Annotated in this window: 23 protein-coding genes and 2 tRNA genes; 20 read left to right on the top strand and 5 right to left on the bottom strand. The window is 70.3% G+C overall.

What is annotated here, in order from left to right; translation table 11 throughout:
- Window positions 1-10 precede the first annotated feature (10 nt).
- Entirely contained in the window at window positions 11-2,605 is a 2,595-nt protein-coding gene (locus tag F6A08_RS15460) for an alpha-L-rhamnosidase (protein WP_151459938.1), read from the bottom strand.
- A 32-nt stretch (window positions 2,606-2,637) separates the two neighbouring features.
- Complete coding sequence (locus F6A08_RS15455; protein WP_151459937.1) at window positions 2,638-3,348, bottom strand: potassium channel family protein; 711 nt, start codon at window positions 3,346-3,348, stop codon at window positions 2,638-2,640.
- A 119-nt stretch (window positions 3,349-3,467) separates the two neighbouring features.
- Here F6A08_RS15455 and F6A08_RS15450 point away from each other — a divergent pair.
- The 12 genes from F6A08_RS15450 (at window position 3,468) to F6A08_RS15395 (ending at window position 12,460) form a co-directional block, all read left to right on the top strand.
- Window positions 3,468-3,556: transfer RNA gene (locus F6A08_RS15450), tRNA-Ser, on the top strand.
- A gap of 126 nt (window positions 3,557-3,682) precedes the next feature.
- Complete coding sequence (locus F6A08_RS15445) at window positions 3,683-5,305, top strand: sodium-dependent transporter (protein WP_151459936.1); 1,623 nt, start codon at window positions 3,683-3,685, stop codon at window positions 5,303-5,305.
- On the top strand, window positions 5,302-5,436 hold the full coding sequence (locus F6A08_RS15440) for a methionine/alanine import family NSS transporter small subunit (protein WP_017204547.1): 135 nt from the start codon (window positions 5,302-5,304) through the stop codon (window positions 5,434-5,436). The genes F6A08_RS15445 and F6A08_RS15440 overlap by 4 nt, the downstream gene beginning before the upstream one ends.
- A gap of 86 nt (window positions 5,437-5,522) precedes the next feature.
- Window positions 5,523-6,386 (top strand): AraC family transcriptional regulator, encoded by an 864-nt coding sequence (locus F6A08_RS15435; protein WP_151459935.1) that lies wholly within the window; start codon window positions 5,523-5,525, stop codon window positions 6,384-6,386.
- A gap of 97 nt (window positions 6,387-6,483) precedes the next feature.
- Window positions 6,484-7,119: a GyrI-like domain-containing protein gene (locus tag F6A08_RS15430; protein WP_151459934.1), complete on the top strand. Its 636-nt coding sequence runs from the start codon at window positions 6,484-6,486 to the stop codon at window positions 7,117-7,119.
- A 69-nt stretch (window positions 7,120-7,188) separates the two neighbouring features.
- A complete protein-coding gene (locus tag F6A08_RS15425; protein WP_151459933.1) occupies window positions 7,189-7,989 on the top strand; it encodes a DUF1206 domain-containing protein in 801 nt (266 codons plus the stop codon).
- Window positions 7,990-8,039: 50 nt separating this feature from the next.
- On the top strand, window positions 8,040-9,347 hold the full coding sequence (locus tag F6A08_RS15420) for an aminotransferase class V-fold PLP-dependent enzyme (RefSeq protein ID WP_151459932.1): 1,308 nt from the start codon (window positions 8,040-8,042) through the stop codon (window positions 9,345-9,347).
- A complete protein-coding gene (sufU, locus tag F6A08_RS15415; protein WP_017204552.1) occupies window positions 9,344-9,778 on the top strand; it encodes a Fe-S cluster assembly sulfur transfer protein SufU in 435 nt (144 codons plus the stop codon). Before F6A08_RS15420 ends, sufU begins: the two co-directional genes overlap by 4 nt.
- 67 nt (window positions 9,779-9,845) lie before the next feature.
- Window positions 9,846-10,484: an NADPH-dependent F420 reductase gene (locus F6A08_RS15410; RefSeq protein WP_151459931.1), complete on the top strand. Its 639-nt coding sequence runs from the start codon at window positions 9,846-9,848 to the stop codon at window positions 10,482-10,484.
- 104 nt (window positions 10,485-10,588) lie between these two features.
- The gene (locus F6A08_RS15405) at window positions 10,589-11,254 is read left to right on the top strand and encodes a GntR family transcriptional regulator (protein WP_151459930.1); all 666 of its coding nucleotides are present in this window, start codon (window positions 10,589-10,591) and stop codon (window positions 11,252-11,254) included.
- A 100-nt stretch (window positions 11,255-11,354) separates the two neighbouring features.
- Complete coding sequence (locus tag F6A08_RS15400) at window positions 11,355-11,600, top strand: hypothetical protein (protein WP_192576793.1); 246 nt, start codon at window positions 11,355-11,357, stop codon at window positions 11,598-11,600.
- Window positions 11,600-12,460 carry a hypothetical protein gene (locus F6A08_RS15395; protein WP_151459929.1) on the top strand — a complete coding sequence of 287 codons (861 nt, stop codon included), beginning with the start codon at window positions 11,600-11,602 and terminating at the stop codon, window positions 12,458-12,460. Before F6A08_RS15400 ends, F6A08_RS15395 begins: the two co-directional genes overlap by 1 nt.
- A 14-nt stretch (window positions 12,461-12,474) precedes the next feature.
- On the opposite strand, the gene F6A08_RS15390 is transcribed toward F6A08_RS15395, so the two are convergent.
- A complete protein-coding gene (locus F6A08_RS15390; protein WP_151459928.1) occupies window positions 12,475-13,314 on the bottom strand; it encodes an SDR family NAD(P)-dependent oxidoreductase in 840 nt (279 codons plus the stop codon).
- A gap of 130 nt (window positions 13,315-13,444) precedes the next feature.
- On the opposite strand from F6A08_RS15390, the gene F6A08_RS15385 reads away from it, so the two are divergent.
- On the top strand, window positions 13,445-14,029 hold the full coding sequence (locus F6A08_RS15385; protein ID WP_017204558.1) for a hypothetical protein: 585 nt from the start codon (window positions 13,445-13,447) through the stop codon (window positions 14,027-14,029).
- Between the two features lie 64 nt (window positions 14,030-14,093).
- Window positions 14,094-14,166: transfer RNA gene (locus F6A08_RS15380), tRNA-Arg, on the top strand.
- Between the two features lie 84 nt (window positions 14,167-14,250).
- Here F6A08_RS15380 and F6A08_RS15375 read toward each other — a convergent pair.
- Entirely contained in the window at window positions 14,251-15,180 is a 930-nt protein-coding gene (locus tag F6A08_RS15375) for a LysR family transcriptional regulator (protein WP_151459927.1), read from the bottom strand.
- A gap of 77 nt (window positions 15,181-15,257) precedes the next feature.
- Between F6A08_RS15375 and F6A08_RS15370 the strand changes: the two genes are divergently transcribed.
- The gene (locus F6A08_RS15370; RefSeq protein ID WP_151459926.1) at window positions 15,258-16,988 is read left to right on the top strand and encodes an L-aspartate oxidase; all 1,731 of its coding nucleotides are present in this window, start codon (window positions 15,258-15,260) and stop codon (window positions 16,986-16,988) included.
- An 86-nt stretch (window positions 16,989-17,074) separates the two neighbouring features.
- Here F6A08_RS15370 and F6A08_RS15365 read toward each other — a convergent pair whose 3' ends face one another.
- Entirely contained in the window at window positions 17,075-17,380 is a 306-nt protein-coding gene (locus tag F6A08_RS15365) for a hypothetical protein (RefSeq protein WP_151459925.1), read from the bottom strand.
- 126 nt (window positions 17,381-17,506) lie between these two features.
- On the opposite strand from F6A08_RS15365, the gene F6A08_RS15360 reads away from it, so the two are divergent.
- The 5 genes from F6A08_RS15360 to F6A08_RS15340 all read left to right on the top strand — a co-directional run bounded on the left by F6A08_RS15360 (window position 17,507) and on the right by F6A08_RS15340 (window position 22,258).
- Window positions 17,507-19,009, top strand: a complete 1,503-nt coding sequence (locus F6A08_RS15360) for an L-serine ammonia-lyase, iron-sulfur-dependent, subunit alpha (protein ID WP_151459924.1) — start codon at window positions 17,507-17,509, stop codon at window positions 19,007-19,009.
- Window positions 19,010-19,076: 67 nt separating this feature from the next.
- A complete protein-coding gene (locus F6A08_RS15355) occupies window positions 19,077-19,835 on the top strand; it encodes an AAA family ATPase (RefSeq protein WP_151459923.1) in 759 nt (252 codons plus the stop codon).
- A gap of 31 nt (window positions 19,836-19,866) precedes the next feature.
- Window positions 19,867-20,463: a TetR/AcrR family transcriptional regulator gene (locus F6A08_RS15350; RefSeq protein ID WP_151459922.1), complete on the top strand. Its 597-nt coding sequence runs from the start codon at window positions 19,867-19,869 to the stop codon at window positions 20,461-20,463.
- Window positions 20,464-20,738: 275 nt separating this feature from the next.
- Entirely contained in the window at window positions 20,739-21,527 is a 789-nt protein-coding gene (locus F6A08_RS15345) for an ABC transporter ATP-binding protein (protein WP_151459921.1), read from the top strand.
- Complete coding sequence (locus F6A08_RS15340) at window positions 21,524-22,258, top strand: ABC transporter permease (RefSeq protein WP_151459920.1); 735 nt, start codon at window positions 21,524-21,526, stop codon at window positions 22,256-22,258. The genes F6A08_RS15345 and F6A08_RS15340 overlap by 4 nt, the downstream gene beginning before the upstream one ends.
- The last annotated feature ends 7 nt before the right edge of the window (window positions 22,259-22,265 follow it).

Raw genomic sequence — 22,265 nt, 5'->3', positions numbered from 1 at the left:
CGTCGGACGATCAGAGCGGCAGACGCACCGACCTCGTGTGGGCACCGTGGCCGAGCTGCTCGACGGCAGCACCCGGCAGGTCGAGTTCGGCGGTGGTCCCGACCGGGACGACGACGTCGACAGCGAGCTCATCGCCGTGGAGTTCCCAGGAGATGGCCGCTTCGCCATAGGGCGTGCGCTGTCGTGCCGAGGCGCGTGTGAGACCGCCGCCGGGCCGCGGGGCGAAGCGGATGCGGCGGTAGCCCGGCTCGGCGGGGGCCAGCCCTGCCACGCTGCGGTGCAGCCAGTCGGCCACGGCTCCGAGGGCGTAGTGGTTGAACGAGGTCATCGTTCCGGGATTCACGGTGCCGTCGGGGCGCAGCGCATCCCACCGCTCCCAGACCGTGGTCGCCCCCTGCACCACCTGGTACAGCCACGACGGACACTCCCGCTCCAGCAGCAGGTCGTAGGCGGTGTCGGCGTGTCCGGTCAGGGTGAGGGCGTCGCACACCAGCGGTGTGCCGACGAATCCCGTCGCGATGCGGTTGCCCGCACCCCGCACGAGGGCGGCGAGGCGGGCTCCTGCGGTGGCGCGATGCTTCTCGTCGGGGAGCAGGTCGAAGACGATGGCGAGCGCGTAGGCGGTCTGGGCGTCCGAGGTCATGGTGCCGTCCGGGCGGACGTAGGCGGCGCGGAAGGCGGCGGTGACCTCGTCGGCGAGCGAGCCGTAGTGCGCGGCCTCCGCGTCCAGACCGAGCACGCCGGCCATGTCGGCGACCGCCCGGGCCGACCGCGCGAAGTACGCCGTCGCGACGAGGTGGCGATCGGTCCGCCCCGCGCCCGGATCCTGCGGGGGAGCCGCGGGGTCGAGCCAATCCCCGAGCTGGAAGCCCTCGTCCCAGACGCGGTCGGCTCCGGCCACCGACTCGACCTTGTCGACCCAGCGTCTGGCGCTGTCGAACTGCGCGTCGAGCACGCCGGCATCCCCGAACCGCCGATACAGGGTCCAGGGCAGCAGCGTCGCCACATCGCCCCAGGCGGCGCCCGGCCGGATCGGCGACCACACCTTGTGCGTGGGGATCACCGGAACGAACCACGGCACCGTCCCGTCGGAAAGCTGCTCGGCTTCGACGTCCCGCAGCCAGCCCGTCAGCATCCCGGCGACATCGAACAGCGTCGCGGCCGTCGGCCCGAACACCTGGATGTCACCGGTCCAGCCGACGCGCTCGTCCCGCTGCGGGCAGTCGGTCGGGATGTCGACGAAGTTTCCCCGCATGCCCCAGACGACGTTGCGGTGCAGCTGCTCGACCAGCGGATCGGAGCACGCGAACCAGCCGGTCCGCTCGAGGTCGGTGTGGAGGACCCGGGCGGTGAGCGCGCCCGTTGCGGCGTCGGCGTCGAGGTCACCGGGCCATCCCGACACCTCGGCGTACCGGAACCCGTGGAACGTGAATCGCGGCTCCCACTCCTCGCCCTCCGGTCTCCCGGCGAGCGTGTAATGGTCCGTGGAACGCGCGCTGCGCAGCGGACGCGTGTAGAGCTCGCCGTCCTGCAGCACCTCGGCCGTGCGCAGCGACACGGTGGCGCCGGACGGACCGGAGACGCGGATGCGGATGCGGCCGACGAGGTTCTGTCCGAAATCGAGGATGCGCGCGCCGCTGGGTGAGGTGAGCACGGCCACCGGCGACACCTCCTCGGTGATGCGGACGGGAGGCCCCGTGGGAGCCACCAGCGTGCGCGGGTCGCGGGCGCGCACGCTCACCGGGAGCCAGCCGCTGTCATCGAAAGAGCCCGTCGACCAGTCGGGGATCTCCCGGCGGGCGTCGTAGTCCTCGCCGTCGTAGATGCCTGACCGCAGGATGGGCGAGAGCGTCGCCCGCCACGTCGCATCGGACGCGACCGTCTGCCGCCGTCCGTCGGTGTAGGTGATCTCCAGCTGTCCGAGGAACGACAGGTTGCTCCCGAAGATGTTCCTGGTGCCCCCGCGCCAGCCGAGCCGCCCGCGATACCAGCCGTCGCCCAGCCAGGCCCCGATCGCGTTCTCGCCCTCGGCGAGCAGGTCCGTCACGTCGTAGGTGTAGTAGCGGAGGCGCGACCGATAGACGGTCCAGCCCGGAGAGAGGGTGTCCGAGCCGACCCGGCGGCCGTTGACCTCGGCTTCGCACAGGCCGTGCGCGCTGGCGTAGAGCCGGGCGTCGGCGACCTCTCCATCGACGCGGAACCCTCGGCGCACCAGGGTCGCGCGACGGGCGTCGCTCTCCGGGTCCTCGTCGAGATCGGCTCCGACCGGTCGCGCCGTCCAGTCCTCGGCGCGGAGCAGCCCGGTCTCGACGCGGGTCTCCGGGCCGGCGGCGGACCACACGCCGTCGGCGCCCTGCACCGCGACGCGCACGCCCACCCGTTCCCGGGAGCCCAGCGGGCGGCTCGGCCACGGGACGAGCACCTGCTCGGCGGAAGCGACCTCGAACGTCTCCTCGGCGCCCGGACGGATCACGGTCACGGCGTAGCGCGCCTGGTGCCAGCCCTCCGGTGCATCCGACAGCGTCCAGCTCAGACGCGGACGGGATTCGCCGATGCCGAACGGCTCCCGATGGTGTTCGATCCGGGGCGCGGAGACGGTGGTCATGTTCTCATCCTCGCCGAGCGGGGGCGTTCCTCTCAGGCGGGTGTGGGCGTGCCGCGCCCTGCGCTCGAGCCGCGCATGATCCGGGCGACTGCGGTGATGAGGAACAGCTGCCCCGTGATGGCCTCGGCGATCGCGACCGCCTGACCGCCGGTGCCGACCGGCACGAGGTTGCCGTACCCCGTGGTCGTCAGCGCCGTGAACGAGAAGAACAGCTGATTGCCGAGGGAATCCGGGTTCTCGGAGCCGAACAGCGGATCGGGGGCGATCTGCGACATCAGGTTGTACACGAACGCGAAGAACATGCCGACGAGGATGTAGGCGGTGACCGCGGCGAGGAGCGCCTCGAGGTCGAGCCCGCGACGCGTCACCTGGTGCGCGATGATCACCCAGGGAGCGACCAGCAGGGCGATCATCGACGCGGCCGACAGCGGGATGGCCAGCACGGGACCGTCGGCGCCGAGCGCTCCGGCCACGATCGCCGCGAGACCGGCGGCGGAGAGCACGACCCAGGACACCCGCTGCGCGATCCGACTCGCTCCCGTGACGGAGAACACGACGGCGACGGTCGCGAGCATCGGGAGGAACGCCCACGGACTCGGATCGGTGCTCGGCTGCACGGCGCAGAGTCCGTACGACACCACCAGCAGCGCGAGCACCACGCCGTATCCCGTCGCCCGCCTCGTCCACAGTCCCTCGCGCGCCTCGACGGATGGTCCGCCCGACGCCAACGGCATCCCGGTCATGCGGTCAGTATCCCAGGCGGTTCCGGCTCGGCGGGGAGGTGGGGACACGCTCGGTTCGTGTCCGATCATCAGACCCGTTATGATGGCTAGGTGCATCCGTACTTTCGGGTCGGGTGCCTGGAGACGTCGCATAGTCCGGCCGAGTGCACCACCCTGCTAAGGTGGAGTCCCCTCACGGGGACCAGGGGTTCAAATCCCCTCGTCTCCGCAGAAGAACCCCCGCTCCGGCGGGGGTTTTCTCGTTGACTCAGCGGTCGTCGCGCGCCGGGGCTCTTGGTCGGCGAAACCGGTGTCGAGTGGGAATCGGGTCCGGCCCTCCGGTAGTCTCGCCCGCATGCCCACCGCAACGACGCAGACCCCGAGACGCGAGGCCTTCGGCTCTCGGAACGTGTTCATCCTCTCCGCGATCGGCTCGGCTGTCGGCCTGGGGAACATCTGGAGATTCCCCTACGTCGCGTACGAGGGCGGCGGCGGGGCGTTCCTCATCCCGTACCTGTGCGCCCTGCTCACGGCAGGCATCCCTCTGCTGTTCTTCGACTACGCGATCGGACACCGGTTCCGCGGCTCGGCGCCGCTGGCATTCCGCCGCCTGCACCGCGCGGCGGAACCGCTGGGGTGGTGGCAGGTCCTCATCTGCGTCGTGATCGCCGTGTACTACGCGGTCATCATCGCGTGGGCGGCCATGTACACCTGGTTCTCGGCGCAGCTGACCTGGGGACCGGGGAACGAGGACGCCTTCTTCGCCGGTGACTTCCTGCGCTCCGAGTCCGTCGCGGACGTCGGCGTCTCCACCCAGTTCGTGCCGCAGGTGGGTCTTCCCCTCGTGGTGGTGTGGCTGGTCGTGATCGTCATCATGGCGCTGGGCGTGAAGCGGGGCATCGGCCGCGCGAACATGATCCTGATGCCGCTGCTGACCGTGATGTTCGCGATCCTCGTCGTGCAGTCGCTGTTCCTGCCCGGCGCGATGGACGGTCTCGACGCGTTCTTCCCCCCGAACTGGGAGGCGCTGGCGGATCCGGGAGTCTGGGCGTCGGCATACGGACACATCTTCTTCTCGCTCTCGGTCGCCTTCGGCATCATGGTGACCTACTCCTCGTACCTCAAGCGCAAGACCGACCTCACCGGCTCCGGTCTCGTGGTCGCTTTCGCGAACTCCGGGTTCGAGATCCTCGCCGGCATCGGCGTGTTCGCAGCACTCGGGTTCATGGCCCAGGCCCAGGGCACGGATGTCGCCGGGGTGGCGACCTCCGGCATCGGTCTGGCCTTCGTGGCGTTCCCGACGATCGTCTCGCAGGCGACGGGCGGCTCCATCATCGGCGTGCTGTTCTTCGGGGCGCTGGTCTTCGCCGGAGTGACCTCGCTGATCTCGATCCTCGAGGTGATCGTCGCGGCTCTGCAGGACAAGCTCGGTTGGGCCCGGGTCCGCACGACGCTCACCGTGGCGATCCCGCTCGCGCTCGTGTCGATGGCGCTGTTCTCGACGACGACGGCGCTGACGGTGCTCGACACCGTCGACGCCTTCGTGAACTCCTTCGGGATCATGGCCGTCGCGCTGATCGCCGTGATCGTGGTGGCCTGGCTCCTGCACAAGCTCCCCGCGCTGGTCGAGCACCTGAACCGCCGCTCCAGCTTCCGCGTGGGCACCGTCTGGAAGCTGCTCGTCGGCGTGCTCGCCCCGATCGTGCTCGGCTACCTCTTCATCAGCGAGCTGATCGCGAAGATCTCCGAGCCGTACAGTGGCTACCCGGTGTGGTTCCTCGCCGTGTTCGGCTGGGGCATGGTGGTCGCCCTGGTCGTGCTGGCGCTGCTGCTGTCGGCCGTGCCGTGGAGCAGACGCTCCCACGCGAAGGACGACCCCGAGTACGACCGGTTCCTGGCCCAGGAGGAGTACGCGCCCGACGCGGAGACCTCGGCCATCCCGACGCTCGGGACGACCACGAAGGGAGCGGGAGCATGAGCCCGATCGCGATCATCATGATGATCATCGCCATGGTCACGGTATGGGGCGGGCTGATCGCCGCCATCGTGAACCTCGCGCGGCACCCGGAAGCAGCGGAGTCGGAGCCGGCGCCGCCCGTCGAGCTCTGACGCCGCGGCGAGCCGATCGCATCCGGCAGGAGAAGTCGGGTGCGCGTGAGGCGACGCGGAGACGATGGTGAGGAAAGGAGGACCTCATGATCGCCACGCTCAACGCCCTGGTCGACCTGGTCGAATCGGATCACGCCGCGGAGCTCGACGTCGACGCGTTCGCTCACGCGCACGGGACGACCGAGTACCACCTGCGGCGGATGTTCTCGGCGCTGGCCGGCATGCCGCTCTCGGAGTACGTGCGCCGTCGTCGGATGACGCTCGCCGGTGCGGAGCTCGCGTCCGGGGCGGGGAACCTGCTCGACGTGGCCGTGCGCCACGGGTACGGCTCGACCGAGGCGTTCGGCCGCGCGTTCCGTGCCGTGCACGGGATCGGGCCCGCGGATGCGCGGCGAGACGGGGGTCCTCTCCGCACACAACCCACGCTCCGGTTCCGCCTGAGCGTCGAAGGGAGCACCCGCATGGATGTCACCATCGTCCACCAGCCCGCATTCGTCCTCACCGGCCACGCCGTCGAGGTCCCGCTCATCCACCAGGGAGTCAATCCGCACATCCAGGCGCACATCGCCGCTCTCCCCGCAGAGGAGCACCAGCGGCTCAAGGCGCTCGGCGACGCGGAGCCGGCAGGCATCCTCGCCGTCACCGCCGGCATCGACCCGGACGCACCGGAGGGCAGCATGCTCACCTACCTGCACGGTGTCGCGCTGTCGGCCTCGACGCCCGTGCCGGACGACCTCGATGCGATGTCTGTCGAGGAGGGGGCGTGGGCGGTCTTCGCGGCACGCGGACCGTTCCCGCAGACTCTGCAGGACCTCTGGGCGGCGACCGCGACCGAGTGGTTCCCGTCGAATCCCTGGCGGCTGCGACCGGGGCCCTCGATCGTGCGCTATCTCGAGTTCAGCGGCGACTTCGCCTCGTGCGAGCTCTGGCTGCCGGTCGAGCACGCCTGACGGCGACAGCGGGGAGCGACGGTCCGTTCCTCCCCGCTGTCGGACCTCCCTGTCACACTGGGCCCACGACCAGAGCGCACCAGTCAGGAGGCCCGCCATGGCGGCGATCGACCCCAAGAAGACCATCGATGCGTATCGCGCCAAGCGGGGAGAGTTCCGTGTCCTCGACGTGCCGCCGCTGCAGTATCTGATGATCGACGGCAGCGGAGACCCGAACACGGCGCCCGCGTACGCGGAGGCCGTGTCGGCGCTGTTCCCCCTCGCCTACACGCTGAAGTTCGCCAGCCGGACCGAGCTCGGGATCGACACCGTGGTCATGCCGCTCGAAGGGCTGTGGCACGCCGACGACATGGAGTCGTTCACCTCTCGGCGCGACAAATCCGCGTGGGAATGGACGCTCCTGCTCCTGGTGGGAGACCACGTGACGAGGCCGATGTTCGCCGACGCCGTCGAGACCGTCGCCCGCAAGGCCGAGAAGAAGAAGGAGCCGCTCCCCGCGCTGTCGAGGGTGCGGCTGGAGACGCTCGCCGAGGGACGATGCGTGCAGACGCTGCACGTCGGGCCGTTCGACGACGAGGGGCCGGTGCTCGACGAACTGCATCACCGCTTCATCCCGGAGAACGGCCTGCGGATGACGGGCCGGCATCACGAGATCTACCTGAGCGACCTGCGGCGCACCGACCCGGCGAAGCTGCGCACCATCCTCCGGCAGCCGGTCGCGGACGCCGACTAGGTCTCCGGTCGAGAACGCCGGAATGCAACCCCCTCTTCGGCGGCGCTCCGCCGGGATACCCTTCCCTTCATGAGCACGGTCAAGCACGCGGCGCGCGTGGCGAAGGACTCCACGGCGTTCCGACGCATCGCCCGTGCCGGGTTCGTGGTGCTCGGACTGATCCACGTCATCATCGGCTCCATCGCGATCTCGATCGCCGCCGGCGGATCGGGTGACGCCGACCAGGACGGCGCGATGGAGCAGGTGCGGAACAATCCGATCGGCGGTCTGCTGCTCCTGCTGATCGCCGCAGGACTGATCGCCCTCGCCGTCTGGCAGATCGCGAGCGCGTTCCTCGCCGCCGACCCCGCCGAGACGAAGAAATGGGGACAGCGGCTCAAGCTCTTCGGCATCGCGGGCGCCTACCTGGTCATCGGGGGACTCGCGCTGGTCTACGCCGTCGGCGGGCATGCGGAGTCCGAGGAGGCTTCGAAGACGCTCAGTCAGGTGGTGCTCGCGGCACCGGGAGGCGTCGCGCTGCTGGTGATCGTCGGGCTGTCCGTGATCGGCGTGGGCGTCGGATTCGTGGTCAGCGCGATCATGCGATCGTTCGAGAAACTGCTCGACATGCCGACCGGCGCAGCGCGCGGCGGCATCATCGCTCTCGGCGTCATCGGCTACCTGGGCAAGGGCGTCGCCGTCGGAGTGACCGGTGTGCTGTTCGTGGTGGCCGCCGTCACGCAGGACCCCGACAAGGCGGCCGGGCTGGACGCCGCGCTGCACAGTCTCCTGGACCTGCCGTTCGGTCGTCTCGTCCTGGGTGCGGTCGGGGCCGGCTTCGCGATCTACGGCATCTTCTGCATCGCCAGGGCGCGGTTCGCGCGGATGTGACCGAACGCCTCCGCCGCCCCAGGGTGCTCGGCGGATGGGAGACTGGAGGGATGAGCGCTTCTCCCGGAGTCGACGTCGTCGCCCCCCTGACCGAGGACGAGGTGCGGCGCATCCGCGCCGACTTCCCCATCCTCGGCACCGAGGTGAACGGGCATCCTCTCGCCTACCTCGACTCGGGGGCGACCTCGCAGCGTCCGTCGGCCGTGTTGGACGCCGAGCGCGAGTTCGCGACCACCAGGAACTCGGCGGTGCACCGCGGTGCGCACACGCTCGCGGCCGAGGCGACGGAGCTCTTCGAAGACGCCAGGGCCACGGTCGCCCGCTTCGTCGGGGCGGAGGAGGACGAGATCGTCTGGACCTCGAACGCCACCGAGGCCATCAACCTCGTCGCCTACTCCCTGTCGAACGCCTCCCTCGGGCGCGGTGGGGCGCAGGCCGAGCCCCTCCGGCTCCGCGCGGGCGACGACATCGTCACCACGGAGATGGAGCACCACGCGAACCTCATCCCGTGGCAGGAGCTGGCCGCGCGCACGGGTGCCACGCTGAAGGTCATCCCCCTCGACGACGACGGCGCCCTTCGCCTCGACATCGCCGCCGAACTGATCGGCCCACGCACGAAGCTGGTCGCGTTCACGCACGTCTCCAACGTCCTCGGCGTGATCAACCCGGTCGATCGCCTCGTCGCCCTGGCGCGAGAGGTCGGCGCTCTGACGCTGCTGGACGCCTGCCAGTCGGCGCCGCACCTGCCGCTGGACGTGCGAGCGCTCGGGGTCGACTTGGCCGTGCTGTCGGGGCACAAGATGCTCGGCCCCACCGGCATCGGCGCCCTCTACGGGCGTCGCGACCTGCTCGCCGCCATGCCCCCGTTCCTGACGGGTGGCTCGATGATCACCACGGTGACGACGACCGAGGCCGAGTACCTTCCGCCGCCGCAGCGGTTCGAGGCGGGGACGCAGCGGGTGTCCCAGGCCATCGCGCTCGCCGCCGCCATCGACTACCTGACGGCCGTCGGGATGCCGCGCATCGCCGCCCACGAAGCCGCCTTCGGTCGCCGTCTGGTCGAGGGTCTCGGTGCGATCGACGGAGTGCGCGTGCTCGGCGCCGGCATCGACCTGCCGCGCGTGGGCCTGGCGAGCTTCGACGTCGCCGGCATCCACTCGCACGACGTGGGGCAGTACCTCGACGACCTCGGCATCGCGGTGCGCGTCGGCCACCACTGCGCCCAGCCGCTGCACCGGCGTCTCGGTGTGACCTCGTCGACACGGGCGAGCACCTACCTGTACACCACGGACGCCGAGGTGGACGCCGTGATCGACGGCGTCGCCGGAGCGATCGAGTTCTTCCGGAGGGGCGCATGAGCGACCTGCAGAACCTGTATCAGGAACTGATCCTCGACCACTCCCGCACGCCGCACGGTTACGGTCTGCGGGACGAGATCGCGGCGCAGTCCCACCAGCTCAACCCCACGTGCGGCGACGAGATCACGCTGCAGGTGCATCGCGCGGCCGACGGCTCGGTGGAGGCGATCGCGTGGGAGGGCCACGGCTGCGCGATCTCTCAGGCGTCGGCGTCGCTGCTCGCCGAACTCGCCGAAGGACTCACGGTGGCGGAGCTCGAGGTGCGGATCGCGGCCTTCCGCGAGGCGATGCGCTCCCGCGGGAAGATCGAGCCCGACGAGGAGCTGCTGGGCGATGCGGCCGCTCTCGGCGGGGTCTCGAAATACGTCGCGCGCGTCAAGTGCGCCATGCTCGCCTGGGTCGCCGCGGAGGACGCGCTCGCCCGCAGCTGACAGCCGTCGACTTGTCCCGCACGGAGTCAGCGGGGAATAGTCGTCGCTCTCGCGCGTTGGGGCGAGCATGACAACTCTCGGAATCATCGGTGCAGGAAACATCGGCAGCCAGGTCGCGCGCGTCGCGGTGGCGAACGGCTACGACGTCGTGATCGCGAACTCGCGCGGGCCGGAGACGCTCGCCGACCTCGTCGCGGAACTCGGACCCCGCGCGAAGGCCGCCACGGCGGAGGAAGCGGCAGCGGCCGCGGACGTCGCGGTGGTCACCGTGCCCCTGCGTGCGATCGATCAGCTCCCGGCCGAACAGCTCGCGGGGAAGATCGTGCTCGACACCAACAACTACTACTTCGAGCGCGACGGCCACATCGAAGCGCTGGACAAGGGCGAGACCACCACCTCGGAGCTCGTGCAGCGCGCCCTTCCCTCCTCGAAGATCGCGAAGGCGTTCAACCACATCTTCGCGTCCGAGATCACGACCGACGGCGCGCCGGCGGGGACCCCGAACCGGCGTGCCCTCGCCACGGCGGGAGACGACGAGGCTGTCGCCTTCGTGACGCGGTTCTACGACGAGGCGGGTTTCGACACCGTCAACATCGGTCCGCTGAGCGAGTCCTGGCGGGCCGAGCGCGACCGCCCGGCGTACGTGGTGCGCCAGAACGCCGAGGAACTGACGGCGAACCTGGCGAAGGCCAACCGCCTGCCCTGACGCGCCTCTCCGGTGCGGGTGGGGTGACCGACCCGCCCGCACCGGCCCGGGCGTGTTGGGATACCAAAGTTGAGGATCCCCGACCGAAGTGCAAGAATGCCCAGATGGCGGGGGCTGTGGGGGCACGGGGCGAGCTGGAGTCGGTCAGGGTCACGAGGATTCTGCGCGACGACATCATCCTCGGCCGACGCGCGCCCGGATCCCGACTGGTGGAGCGGGACATCGCCGCCGAGCTCCACGTGTCACGGCTTCCCGTGCGCGAGGCCATCCGCACCCTCGTCGCCGAGGGCGTGGTGGTCGCCCGGCCGCGCACCTGGGCGGTGGTGCGCGAGTTCACCTACCGCGACATCCGTGACTTCGCCGAGGTCCGCGAGGCGATCGAGACCCTGATCTTCGTGTTCGCGGCCGAGCGGCACGATGAGTCGGGGATCGCCCGCCTCCGCGACGCCTACGAGCGCGAGCTCGCTGCCGCGCTGGTGGACGACTCGGAGACCGCTCGGATCGCGGCGGCGGAGTTCCACGAGATCGCGGTCGAGCTCGCCGGGAACGAGATGCTCGCGGAGCTCATCGCGGTCTTCCTCACGCGCCTTCGCTGGCTCTTCGGACAGCATGACGACCTCGTCGCGATGGCGGACGAGCACCGGATCATCCTCGACGCGGTCATCGCCCGCGATGCCGACGCGCTGCGCCGGATCGTTCCCGCGCACCTGGCCAGCGGTCAGTCGGCCGCCGAGCGGCGGCTCGCCGGCGACGGCGACCTCGTGATCTGACGAGCCGTCGGGCAAGATCGGGGACGACAGACGCGACCCCGGTTGTATATTGGTGCGATCGGAGTGGGTCCGGAACTGTTGCGCTGTCCTGGGGAGCGAGATGCGAAGTCTTGCTGTCGCTGTCGGATGCCTGTTGCTGGTCGGCGGTGTCGCGCTCGTCGCGATCGCCGATCAGGAGCGTCTGACGGCGCTCGCCGCGGTCAAGGCGGAGATCGTCCGCGTCGAGCGCGCTCTGGACGACTCGCGAGGTCAGAACCTCGAACTCGCGGAGCGGCTCACCGAGCTCCGCGCGCAGGTCGCCCAGCAGGACGCGGATCTCGCTGACACGACCGGGTTCCTGCCGTGATGCGACGCGCGCTGGCGGTCACCGTCGCGCTGGCGGTCGTTCTGGCTGCGGGAGTCCTCGCCCGCGCCGAGGGCCTCGACGCAGAGCGGGCGGAGGCGGTGGCGGAGCTCCGCGCACTCGCCGACCAGCGTCAGGACGCGGCCCAGCGCACGGACCACCTGGCCGTCTCCGTCGAGAGGGCCGAGCAGGATTCCGCCGACAGGGCGTCCGTGCTCGCGGCGCGCCCCGCATTCCTCACCGAGATCGCCGCGCTGAGCACCGCGCTCAGCGGGGCGACCGGGATGGTCGACACGTCGGCGCACCGGGCCGCGGCGCTCTCGGCTCAGCAGACCGTGCTGGCTGAGAAGGAGAACCCCGACACGGTCGCCGCGGCCACCGCGACCGTCCACGCCCTCGCCGAGAAGATCGGCACCCAGGTCGCTTCGTGGCAGGCCGCGCAGAGCTCCGGACCCGGAGGTCCCGCTTGGAGTTCCAGCGGGCCGAGCGGCTACGCGCGGGTGCGGGCGGCTCTCGACCTGGTCGGCGGCGGCGGGGTCGGACTCTACGAGTCCTCCTCGTGCGCCGGCGGCAACGCTCCGGCGTGCGCCAACAGCAACGGGTACATCAAGTACCGGGCGGACATCGTGAACTGGAGCAGCGGCCGGCTGAACTGGGCGATGGCCCACGAGCTGGCCCACATCTACCAGTTCCGGGTGTGGGGAGCTCTCACGTCGTCGTCGGCCTACGGCTCGCTGTTCGGCGGCGACCCCGAGTTCCTCGCCAACTGCATGGCCGTGGTGCGCGGCTACGCCGGATCCGTCGGCTGCAACGGCGACCAGCAGGCCTGGGCATCCGGCATCTGGGTGGGCGCCGTCCGCTGACCGACCGGCCGCGATCAGGAGAGCGGCGTCGTCGTGTCGATCGCTGCGCGCAGGGGGCGCCGCATGACGCGCCAGTACGACGACGGTGCGACCCTCGTGAGCACGTCGATCAGGCGCGCCTCCCGTCCGACCATGGTGCGAGCGGCCCGACGCTCGGTGGCCCGGACGATGCGCGCCGCGGCGTCAGCGGGGTCGGTGTGGTACATCGCCGCCTGGGCGGCGGCGGCTCGAGCGGCCACCGCGGGATCGATCGCGGCGGCATACCGGCCGTGCAGGATGATCCCGGTGCGCACACCCGCGGGATACACGGCGCCGACGCTGACGGACGAGCCCTCCAGCTCGTGCCGGAGCGCCTCGGAGAACGCCCGGACGGCGAACTTGCTGAGGGAATACGGGATCCGTCCGGCCGGAGCGGCGAGGGCGTACACGCTGGCCACGTGTGTGATGTGCGCCGCGGGTGCGGCGCTGAGGGCGGGGAGCAGAGCCTTGGTGACCGAGACCGTGCCCCAGAGGTTCACGTCGGTGAGCCAGCGCATCTCCTCCATCGTCAACTGCTCGAGATTGCCCAGCATGGAGGAGCCGGCGCACGTGATCAGGGCGTTGATGCGCGGATGCTCCGCGGTGATGGCCGCTGCGGAGGCGAAGACCGCGTCGTCGTCGCGGAGGTCGACGACGTGCGTCGTGACCCGGACGCCGCGGAGCTCGGCGGCGATCGCGGCGAGTCCGGTCCCGTCATGATCGATCAGCGCGAGGTGCGCGCCGCGGGCCGCGAGGAGGCGCGCGATGTCGGCTCCGATGCCGTGCGCGGCCCCGGTGATCACGGTCGTGCTCCCGGTGAGGTCGAGGCGTTTCATGGGACTCCTGCGGGCGCGCATCCGAGAGCGGAACCGCGGATGTCGGATGGATGGGGCATTCTGATTGCGAACCATTCTGGCCGACACCGGGCCCCAGTGATACCGGTACGCTCGTGGAGAGGAGGTGCCGGTGGGACGGACAGCGGATGCCATCGCCGAAGGCGTCGCGATCGCGACCGCCGCCGCGCGCCTCGCCGTGAAGAACCACATCCTCATCGGCACGATCGCCGAGGGCGGCGTGTTCGACACCGAGAAGTACATCGACGACGCGCGGGAGGCGCTGCGGGCGATGGCGGAGGAGTCCGAAGAGGCCGCTGCCACGGTCACGGCACTGCGCAAGCGCGCGCGAGGCCGGCACTCCGACCCGGTCGGAACGCACGACTACCGGGACCGCGACGTGCGCAACCTGCGCCGCCGCGCCAAGCAGTCCACCGGCGTGGCTCAGCGCCTGCGCGAGATGATGCAGGATCGGGCGAGCCTCGAGCGGATCGTCGAGGAGGCGCGCGATGCCGCCTGGGCCGACGTGCGCCACAACCTCGACCGCCGCTTGCGGGTCGAGGGCATGCGACCCGACCACGACCCCGACTACTCGCGGATGCGCGAGGCGAGGATGCAGGCTCTGCGCCTCGTCGACCTGCAGGCTCTGTCCTCGGAGCAGCGGGCGAAGGCCAAGCGCCGGAAGAAGCAGCAGAAGGCCGCCGCGGACGACGAGTGACCCCTCGTTTCGCTTTCCTCTCGGGACTGTTGTAGGCTGTTCCACGGCCCGCTGAGCGGGCTGGGCGCCCGTAGCTCAATGGATAGAGCATCTGACTACGGATCAGAAGGTTAGGGGTTCGAGTCCCTTCGGGCGCACACTGTGTTGAGACAGTACGGAGATCCCCGTCGCGAAAGCGGCGGGGATCTTCGCTTTTCCCGGAGCCTTCCTGTCCGCCCGAGTCAGAGCAGGCTCGTGATGGCCGGGTCCCGCTCCGCGACGGCCGCCGCGGTCGACACGATGGCCCGGCGCATGGCCGCGACGGCGACCGCCGGGGTCACATCCGATCGGTGGGCCAGGCTCACGGTGCGGGTCATCGCGGGGTGGGAGAGCCGCGCCGAACGCAGCAACGGGCGGTCGAAGAGCACCATCGCCGGAACGACCGCGACCCCCACGCCCCGTTCGACGAAGCGCAGCACCGCATCCATCTCGGCCCCTTCCAGGGCGAGCTTCGGCGTGAGGCCGGCCGCGCGGAACGCGGCATCCATCGTGGCGCGCAGCTCGTAGCTCTCGTCGAACGCGATCAGGGGCAGAGTGGCGAGGTGGTCCAGGCTGATCGAGGGTCCGTGGGTCACGGGTGGCGAGGCGTCCGAGGACACGACGACGAGCTCTTCTGTGAGCAGGGGGACATGCGTCAGGCTGACCCCGGCCGGGGGTGTCGCATCGGACTGCGTCACGAGCGCGATGTCGACCGCACCCACCGCCAGCTGCTCGACCAGCAGGCGCGACCCGCTCTCGGTGAGATGCAGATCGACGTCGGGATAGGCGTCGTGGAAGAAGCTGAGGGCTTCGGCGACGAGGCTGATGCAGAGCGTGGGAGGGGCGCCGAGGCGCACGCGTCCGCGGCGGAGTCCCGCCAGCTCGCCCATCTCCTCCCGGATGGCGTCCGCTTCGGCGAGCATGCGCTGAGCGCGGGGGAGGAGCGTCTCGCCGGCGGCCGTCAGTGCGATGTGGCCGCGCGCGCGGTGGAACAGCTCGGCGCCGAGTTCGCGCTCCAGCGTCGAGATCTGCCGGCTCAGGGAGGGCTGGGCGAGGTGCAGGTGCTCGGAGGCGCGGGTGAAGTGCCCGAGGCGGGCCACTTCGACGAACCCGCGCAATTGCTCGAGGTTCATATCCATAGCCTACCCGCATGGTTTCCAGTCGAACTATGCATTGGAGTTATTAGGATCGCCTAACTAGCGTCGAGATCATGAATGCACCCGAACGACAGATCTCCACCACGGTCCTCGTGATCGGCACCGGCGGATCCGGGCTGCGCGCGGCGATCGAGGTCGCCGAACGCGGCGTCGATGTGCTCGCCGTCGGCAAACGCCCTCGCCACGACGCCCACACCTCCCTCGCAGCCGGCGGCATCAACGCGGCGCTCGGCACCATGGACGCCGAAGACAGCTGGCAGCAGCACGCCGCAGACACCATCAAGGAGAGCTACCTGCTCGCCAACCCGCACACCGTCGAGATCGTGACTCAGGGCGCCGAGCGCGGCATCCGCGACCTCGAACGCTGGGGCATGGACTTCGCCAGGGAAGACGACGGACGCATCTCGCAGCGCTTCTTCGGCGCGCACACCTTCCGCCGCACGGCGTTCGCGGGGGACTACACGGGCCTCGAGATCCAGCGCACCCTCGTGCGCAAAGCCGAGCAGCTGGACGTGCCCATCCTCGACCACGTCTACATCACCCGCCTCCTGGTGCGCGACAACGTCGTTTTCGGCGCCTACGGCTTCGACCAGGCCGACGGCACCCGCTACCTCATCCACGCCGACGCCGTGATCCTCGCCGCCGGCGGGCACAACCGCATCTGGCGGCGCACCTCTTCCCGCCGCGACGAGAACACGGGCGACTCGTTCCGGCTCGCGGTCGACGCGGGAGCTCGCCTGCGCGACCCCGAGCTCGTGCAGTTCCACCCCTCCGGCATCATCGAGCCCGAGAACGCCGCCGGCACCCTCATCTCGGAGGCCGCCCGCGGGGAGGGCGGCATCCTGCGCAACGCGCTGGGCGAGCGGTTCATGGCGAAGTACGACCCCGAGCGGATGGAGCTGTCGACACGTGACCGCGTCGCGCTCGCGGCCTACACCGAGATCCAGGAAGGACGCGGCACCGAGAACGGCGGCGTCTGGCTCGACGTGTCGCACCTGCCACGCGAGACCATCATGACCCGGCTTCCACGGGTCTACCAGACGATGATGGAGCTGCAGATGCTCGACATCACCACCGATCCGATCGAGATCGCCCCGACCGCGCACTACTCGATGGGCGGCGTCTGGGTGCGGCCGGAAGACCACCGGACCGACGTCGAGGGCCTGTACGCGATCGGCGAGGCCTCGAGCGGACTGCATGGCGCGAACCGGCTCGGCGGCAACTCGCTGATCGAGCTGCTGGTGTACGGACGAATCGTCGGGCAGGCGGCCATGGCCCACGCGGCTGGGCTGGATGCGCAGCGTCGCTCCTCCGAAGCGGTGGCCGCGGCCAGGGCCGAGATCGACGACCTGCTCGCCGCGGACGGCCGAGAGAACGTGCGCGCGCTGCAACGGGCCACCCGCAACCTCATGACCGAGTACGCCGGTGTCGTGCGGTCGGAGGAGGGGCTGAACGCCGGACTCGCCGACCTCGACATGATCGAGGGGCGCATGGAGGACATCGGGATCCACCCCGACATCGCCGGATTCCAGGACCTCGCGCACGCCTTCGACCTCAAGGCATCGGCGCTTGCGGCCAGGGCCACGCTCGAGGCAGCACGCGAGCGTCGGGAGACACGCGGGTGCCACAACCGCAGCGACTTCCCCGACACCGATCCGACCCTGCAGGTGAACCTGGTGTGGTCGCCGACGTCAGGTGTCACGCGGGAGCAGATCCCGCCCGTCCCCGGCGAGATCGCCGAGCTCATGCGCGACGTCGACACCGAGGGCAAGCTCGTGGAGTGACGTGCCCTTCCCCGCCGGGCGCCCGCTGATCCGCTCCCGCTGCCCTGGGCTCGGGCCGCGCGCGGGGGTGACCAGGGGCGAGCGGGTCAGGGGGACTGCGGGTCCTCGGAGTCGATGACGCCGATGCCGACGGCCTCGTGGTCGGGCTCGGACTCCTGGCGCGGCGGAGCCTTGGGCTCCTCACCGGGATCCTTCTCCGTGCTCGGCTCCTCGAGCTCCTCGGTGCTCGGAACCTCCTCCGGGTCCGCGTCCTCCGTCGACGAGGCCTCGTCGGGCGTCGTGACCTTTCCTTCCGACGTGTCGGAGGAGGGCGTCGGCGTGGGAATCTGAGCCTCGGGCGTGCTGCCGTCCTGCTCGGGGGTCTCGGTCGGTTCGGGTGTGCTGTCGCTCATGTTCTTCCCTTCCTCGGAGTCGTGAGACCAGGATGCCCTGCCGCCGTCGGCCGTTGAAGGGGGTTGACGCGGCCGACGGGTTAACGCCGGTGAACCGGAGCGTGCGAAGCGGCGTAGCCTGGAGGGGTGACAGCGTACGTCTCGGCCTTCGACCTCTTCTCCATCGGAGTGGGACCATCGAGCTCCCATACGGTCGGACCGATGCGGGCGGCGCTCGACTTCGCGCACCGGCTCTCCGCAACAGGGGTCCTGCCGCAGGTGGCACGGGTCGGCAGCACCCTGTACGGATCGCTCGGTGCGACCGGGATCGGGCACGGGACCCCGGATGCCGTGGTCGCGGGGCTGCGGGGGCTCGCGCCGGAGACCTGCGATCCAGCGGAGGTGCGGTCGGCCTGGACGGACTTCCCCCCGGGCGGGATGCTGTCGATCGACGGGAGCCATGCGGTGCCGTTCGCGAAAGAGGACATCGTCTTCGCGCCGCGCACCCGCCTGCCAGGGCACCCGAACGCGATGACCCTCACCGCCTGGACCGAAGACGGCTCGGTCCTCATCGAGGAGACCTACTACTCGGTCGGCGGCGGCTTCATCCGCCGCGACGGCGAGGATGCGAAGCTCACCACCGCGGGCTTCCCCTACTGCTACGCCGACGCGGCGTCGCTGCTCGCCCTGTGCGACGAGCACGGACTCTCCATCGCCGAACTCGCCCGGCTCAACGAGACCTCCGTCCGCAGCGAAGAGGAGGTCGCCGCCGGGCTCGACGCGATCTGGGAGGCGATGTCCGGATGCGTGGACGCCGGGTTGCACGCCGAGGGCGTCCTTCCCGGGATCCTCAAGGTCAAGCGACGGGCGGGTGTGATCCGCGGGCAACTCGAAGAGGTCGAGGCCGACGGGCACCGCGAGCTGCCGGGCGAATGGCTGGGCGCCTTCGCTCTGGCCGTCAACGAGGAGAACGCCGCGGGTGGTCGCGTTGTCACGGCTCCGACCAATGGAGCTGCCGGGATCCTCCCCGCCGTCGCGATGTACTGGTGGCGCTTCCTGGCGGACTCCGGGCTCGGCGCGGGCAACGCCGTCACACCTTACGGCGAGCTCGTCGGCAGCGCCCTGCTCGGCTTCGACGCGACGTCTCCGCAGGGCGCCGTCGCGGAACCGGACGGCGTGGACGAAGCTCTGGTGGCCGAGGCCAACCGTCGTCGCGGCATCCGACGCTTCCTGCTCACGGCGACAGCACTCGGGTCGCTGTTCAAGGCCAACGCGTCGATCTCCGGGGCCGAGGGCGGATGCCAGGCCGAGGTCGGGTCGGCGTGCGCCATGGCAGCCGGCGGGCTCACCGCCGTGATGGGCGGCACGAATCGGCAGATCGAGAACGCCGCCGAGATCGCGATGGAGCACCATCTCGGGCTCACGTGCGATCCGATCGGCGGACTCGTGCAGATCCCGTGCATCGAACGCAACGCGATCGCCGCTTCGACCGCCGTGACCGCCGCACGTCTCGCGCTGCGCGGCGACGGGAGTCACTACGTGTCGCTGGACGCGGTCGTCGAGACGATGCGCCAGACCGGCCTGGACATGTCGACCAAGTACAAGGAGACGAGCGAAGGCGGGCTGGCGGTCAACGTCATCGAATGCTGACCGTGCTCCACAGCCTTCGTGTCGGTGACGGCGGGTAGCCTGCGACCAGGCGTCACGCGGAGGGGACATGATGGATGCGTTCTGGGACCCGACCTCGCGGCGTCGGCGGCAGCAGCCCGTGGTGTCGGTCCGTCCGAACGATGATGCCCCGACACCCGGGATCGACTGGCCCACGAACATCCCCGCGGTCGCCCAGGTTCTGCGTGAGGGCATCGACCTCGATCCCGGCGTCACGTTCCTCGTCGGGGAGAACGGCAGCGGCAAGTCCACCCTCGTCGAGGGGGTCGCGATCGCCTACGGGCTCTCTCCCGAGGGCGGTTCTCGCCAGGCGCGGCATCGCACACGCCGGACCGAGTCGCCCCTGTCCGACTGGCTTCGACTGCAGCGCGGCGTCGGGGCGAGCCGGTGGGGTTTCTTCCTCCGCGCCGAGACGATGCACTCGTTCTACACGTACCTCGAGGACAATCCTTCGACGCGCGGTGCCGACGTCCCGTTCCATGAGATGAGTCATGGCGAGTCCTTCCTCGCCCTGCTGGAGAGTCGATTCGATGAGCCCGGCTTCTACTGCCTCGACGAGCCGGAAGCCGCCCTGTCGTTCAACTCGACGCTGGCGCTCATCGCCGTGCTCCGGCGCATCGCCGACGACGGCGGACAGGTGCTGTGCGCGACGCACTCGCCGGTGCTGGCCGCTCTGCCCGGCGCGAAGATCCTCGAGGTGGGCGACTGGGGCATGCGGCCGGCCGAGTGGGGAGACCTCGAGATCGTGAACCACTGGCGCTCCTTCCTCGATCAGCCGGCCCGCTATCTGCGGCATCTGCTCGACTGATCCGGCCGCGTGAAGTCGTAGGCTGACGGGCATGACCGAGCACAGAACGCCGCGTCGACGAGGGCGCCCGCGGGGTGGATCCGACTCCCGTGCGCGCATCATCGGGGCTGCGGTCGACGACTTCGGGGAGAAGGGATACGACGGCGCGACCGTCCGCTCGATCGCGGCCCGCGCAGGGGTGGATTCCGCGCTGGTGCACCACTACTTCGGCACCAAGGCCGATCTGTTCGCCGAGGCCGTCGGCATCCCGCTGCGCCCCGACGTCGACGTGCCGAGGATCGTCGCCGGTCCCCGCGCAGAGGTGGGGGAGCGGCTGATCCGATACGTCCTCGAGAGCTTCGAGCAGCCGGAGATCCAGCGGCGAGGTGTCATGCTCATGCGCACCGCGATCGGGAGCCGGCTGACGACGCCGCTGCTGGCGGGCTTCCTCTCGCGTGAACTCGTGGGCCGGATCGCTGCGGCGCTGGGCGTCCCCGACGCGGAGCTTCGCGCCACGCTCGTGGCCTCGCAGGTCGCCGGACTGCTCCTCACGCGTTATGTGCTGAAACTCTCCCCGATAGCGACAGCCTCCATCGACGACCTCGTCGCCCGCGTCGGCCCCACCCTCCAGCGCTACCTCTTCGCCTGACCCCCCTCCTCCCTGCCCCTCCTCGCCCGTCCCGCCGCCCCTCCTCGCCCGCCCCTCCCGCCGCCTCGCCGTCGCAGGCCCTCCGCCTGCACAACTTCGGAGATCGACGGCGACACGCCGCGCCTGTACGGCTCCGCATCGGCGTGTCGGTTCAGGACTCCGAAGTTGTGCGGGCTGGGGTGCGGAGTGGGGTGCGGGCTGGGGTGCGGAGTGGGGGGCGGGAGGGGAAGGGCGGCTGTTGACGAGGGGGAGGGGGGAGGCGGATAATTCATCGCATGATGAATAACTCGGCGGTGGACATCACGCGGCTGCGGGTGGACCGCGGAGGCACGCGCGTGTTCGACGGTGTCGATCTCACCATCCCGCGCGGCCAGATCACTGGGCTCCTCGGCCCATCAGGGTGCGGCAAGACCACCCTGATGCGCGCGATCGTGGGTGTGCAGAAGATCTCCGCGGGCGAGGTGACTGTTCTGGGGCAGCCGGGTGGATCGCGGCAGCTGCGACATCGCGTCGCCTACGGCACGCAAGGCGCCGCGGTGTACGGAGATCTCAGTGTGCGGCAGAACCTCGCGTACTTCGCGGCTCTGCTCAAGGCTCCGAAGGCGGATGTCGACCGTGTCATCGCGGAGGTCGGGCTCGGTCCCCAGGCGGGGCAGCTGGTGGACTCGCTCAGCGGCGGTCAGGCCAGCCGGGTCTCGCTGGCGATGGCGCTGATCGGGTCGCCGGAGCTCGTGGTGCTGGACGAACCGACGGTCGGGCTCGACCCGGTCCTGCGGGTCGAGCTGTGGGAGCTCTTCCGAGGTCTCGCCGACCGAGGAGTCACCATGCTCGTGTCGAGTCACGTCATGGATGAGGCACTGCGGTGCGATCGGCTGCTGCTCCTTCGGGAAGGGCGCATCATCGCCGACACCACACCGGCGGCCCTCCTGGACGACACGGGCACCGCCGATCCCGAGGCCGCCTTCCTCGCCCTGATCGAGCGCGATCGAGCCGCCGAGCGCCCTGAGGACGGCCCGACACGGCGATCGAGACGTGAGACGCGCGGTCACGGAGGTCAGCGATGAACGGCCGTCGGATGCTCGCGACGGCGGGGCGCGTCCTCGCTCAGCTGCGGCACGATCCGCGCTCGATCGCCCTCATGCTCGTGGCGCCGAGTCTGCTCGTCGGTCTGTTCGCGTGGCTGTTCAGCGATCAGGAGGGTGTCTTCGATCGCTTCGGAGGCGCCATCCTGGCGTTGTTCCCGTTCATCGTGATGTTCCTGATCACCTCGATCACCACCTTGCGAGAGCGCCGTTCCGGCACTCTCGAGCGCCTCATGACGACGCCGCTGGAGAAGGCCGACTTCATCCTCGGCTATGCCCTCGCGTTCGGAGTCATGGCGCTGCTGCAGGCGGTCATCACGGTGTCGTTCGCGGTCGGCGTGTGCGGCCTGGGCGTCGAGGGGCCGCTGTGGCAGCTGGGGCTCGTCGCGATCGTCGATGCGCTTCTGGGCACGGCGCTGGGCCTGCTGGCGAGCGCGTTCGCGCAGACGGAGTTCCAGGCGGTGCAGTTCATGCCGCTGCTGGTCTTCCCGCAGATCATCCTCGGCGGACTGTTCATGCCCCGCGATCAGATGCCCGATGTGCTGTACGCCATCTCGGACTGGCTGCCGCTGAGCTACGCGATCGACACAATCAACGCCGTCACGGCGGGGGAGGAGGGATGGGACGTATTCGGTCCGCTCCTGATCGTCGTGGCCTTCGCCGTCGGCGCTCTGGTGCTGGCATCCCTCACCCTGCGGCGTCGCACGCGCTGAGGTGAGG

Origin of the sequence: Microbacterium algeriense (assembly GCF_008868005.1) — a bacterium.
Lineage (GTDB): Bacteria > Actinomycetota > Actinomycetes > Actinomycetales > Microbacteriaceae > Microbacterium > Microbacterium algeriense.
Note: the sequence above shows the minus strand (reverse complement) of the source record. Positions and strands in the feature narration are given on the sequence as shown.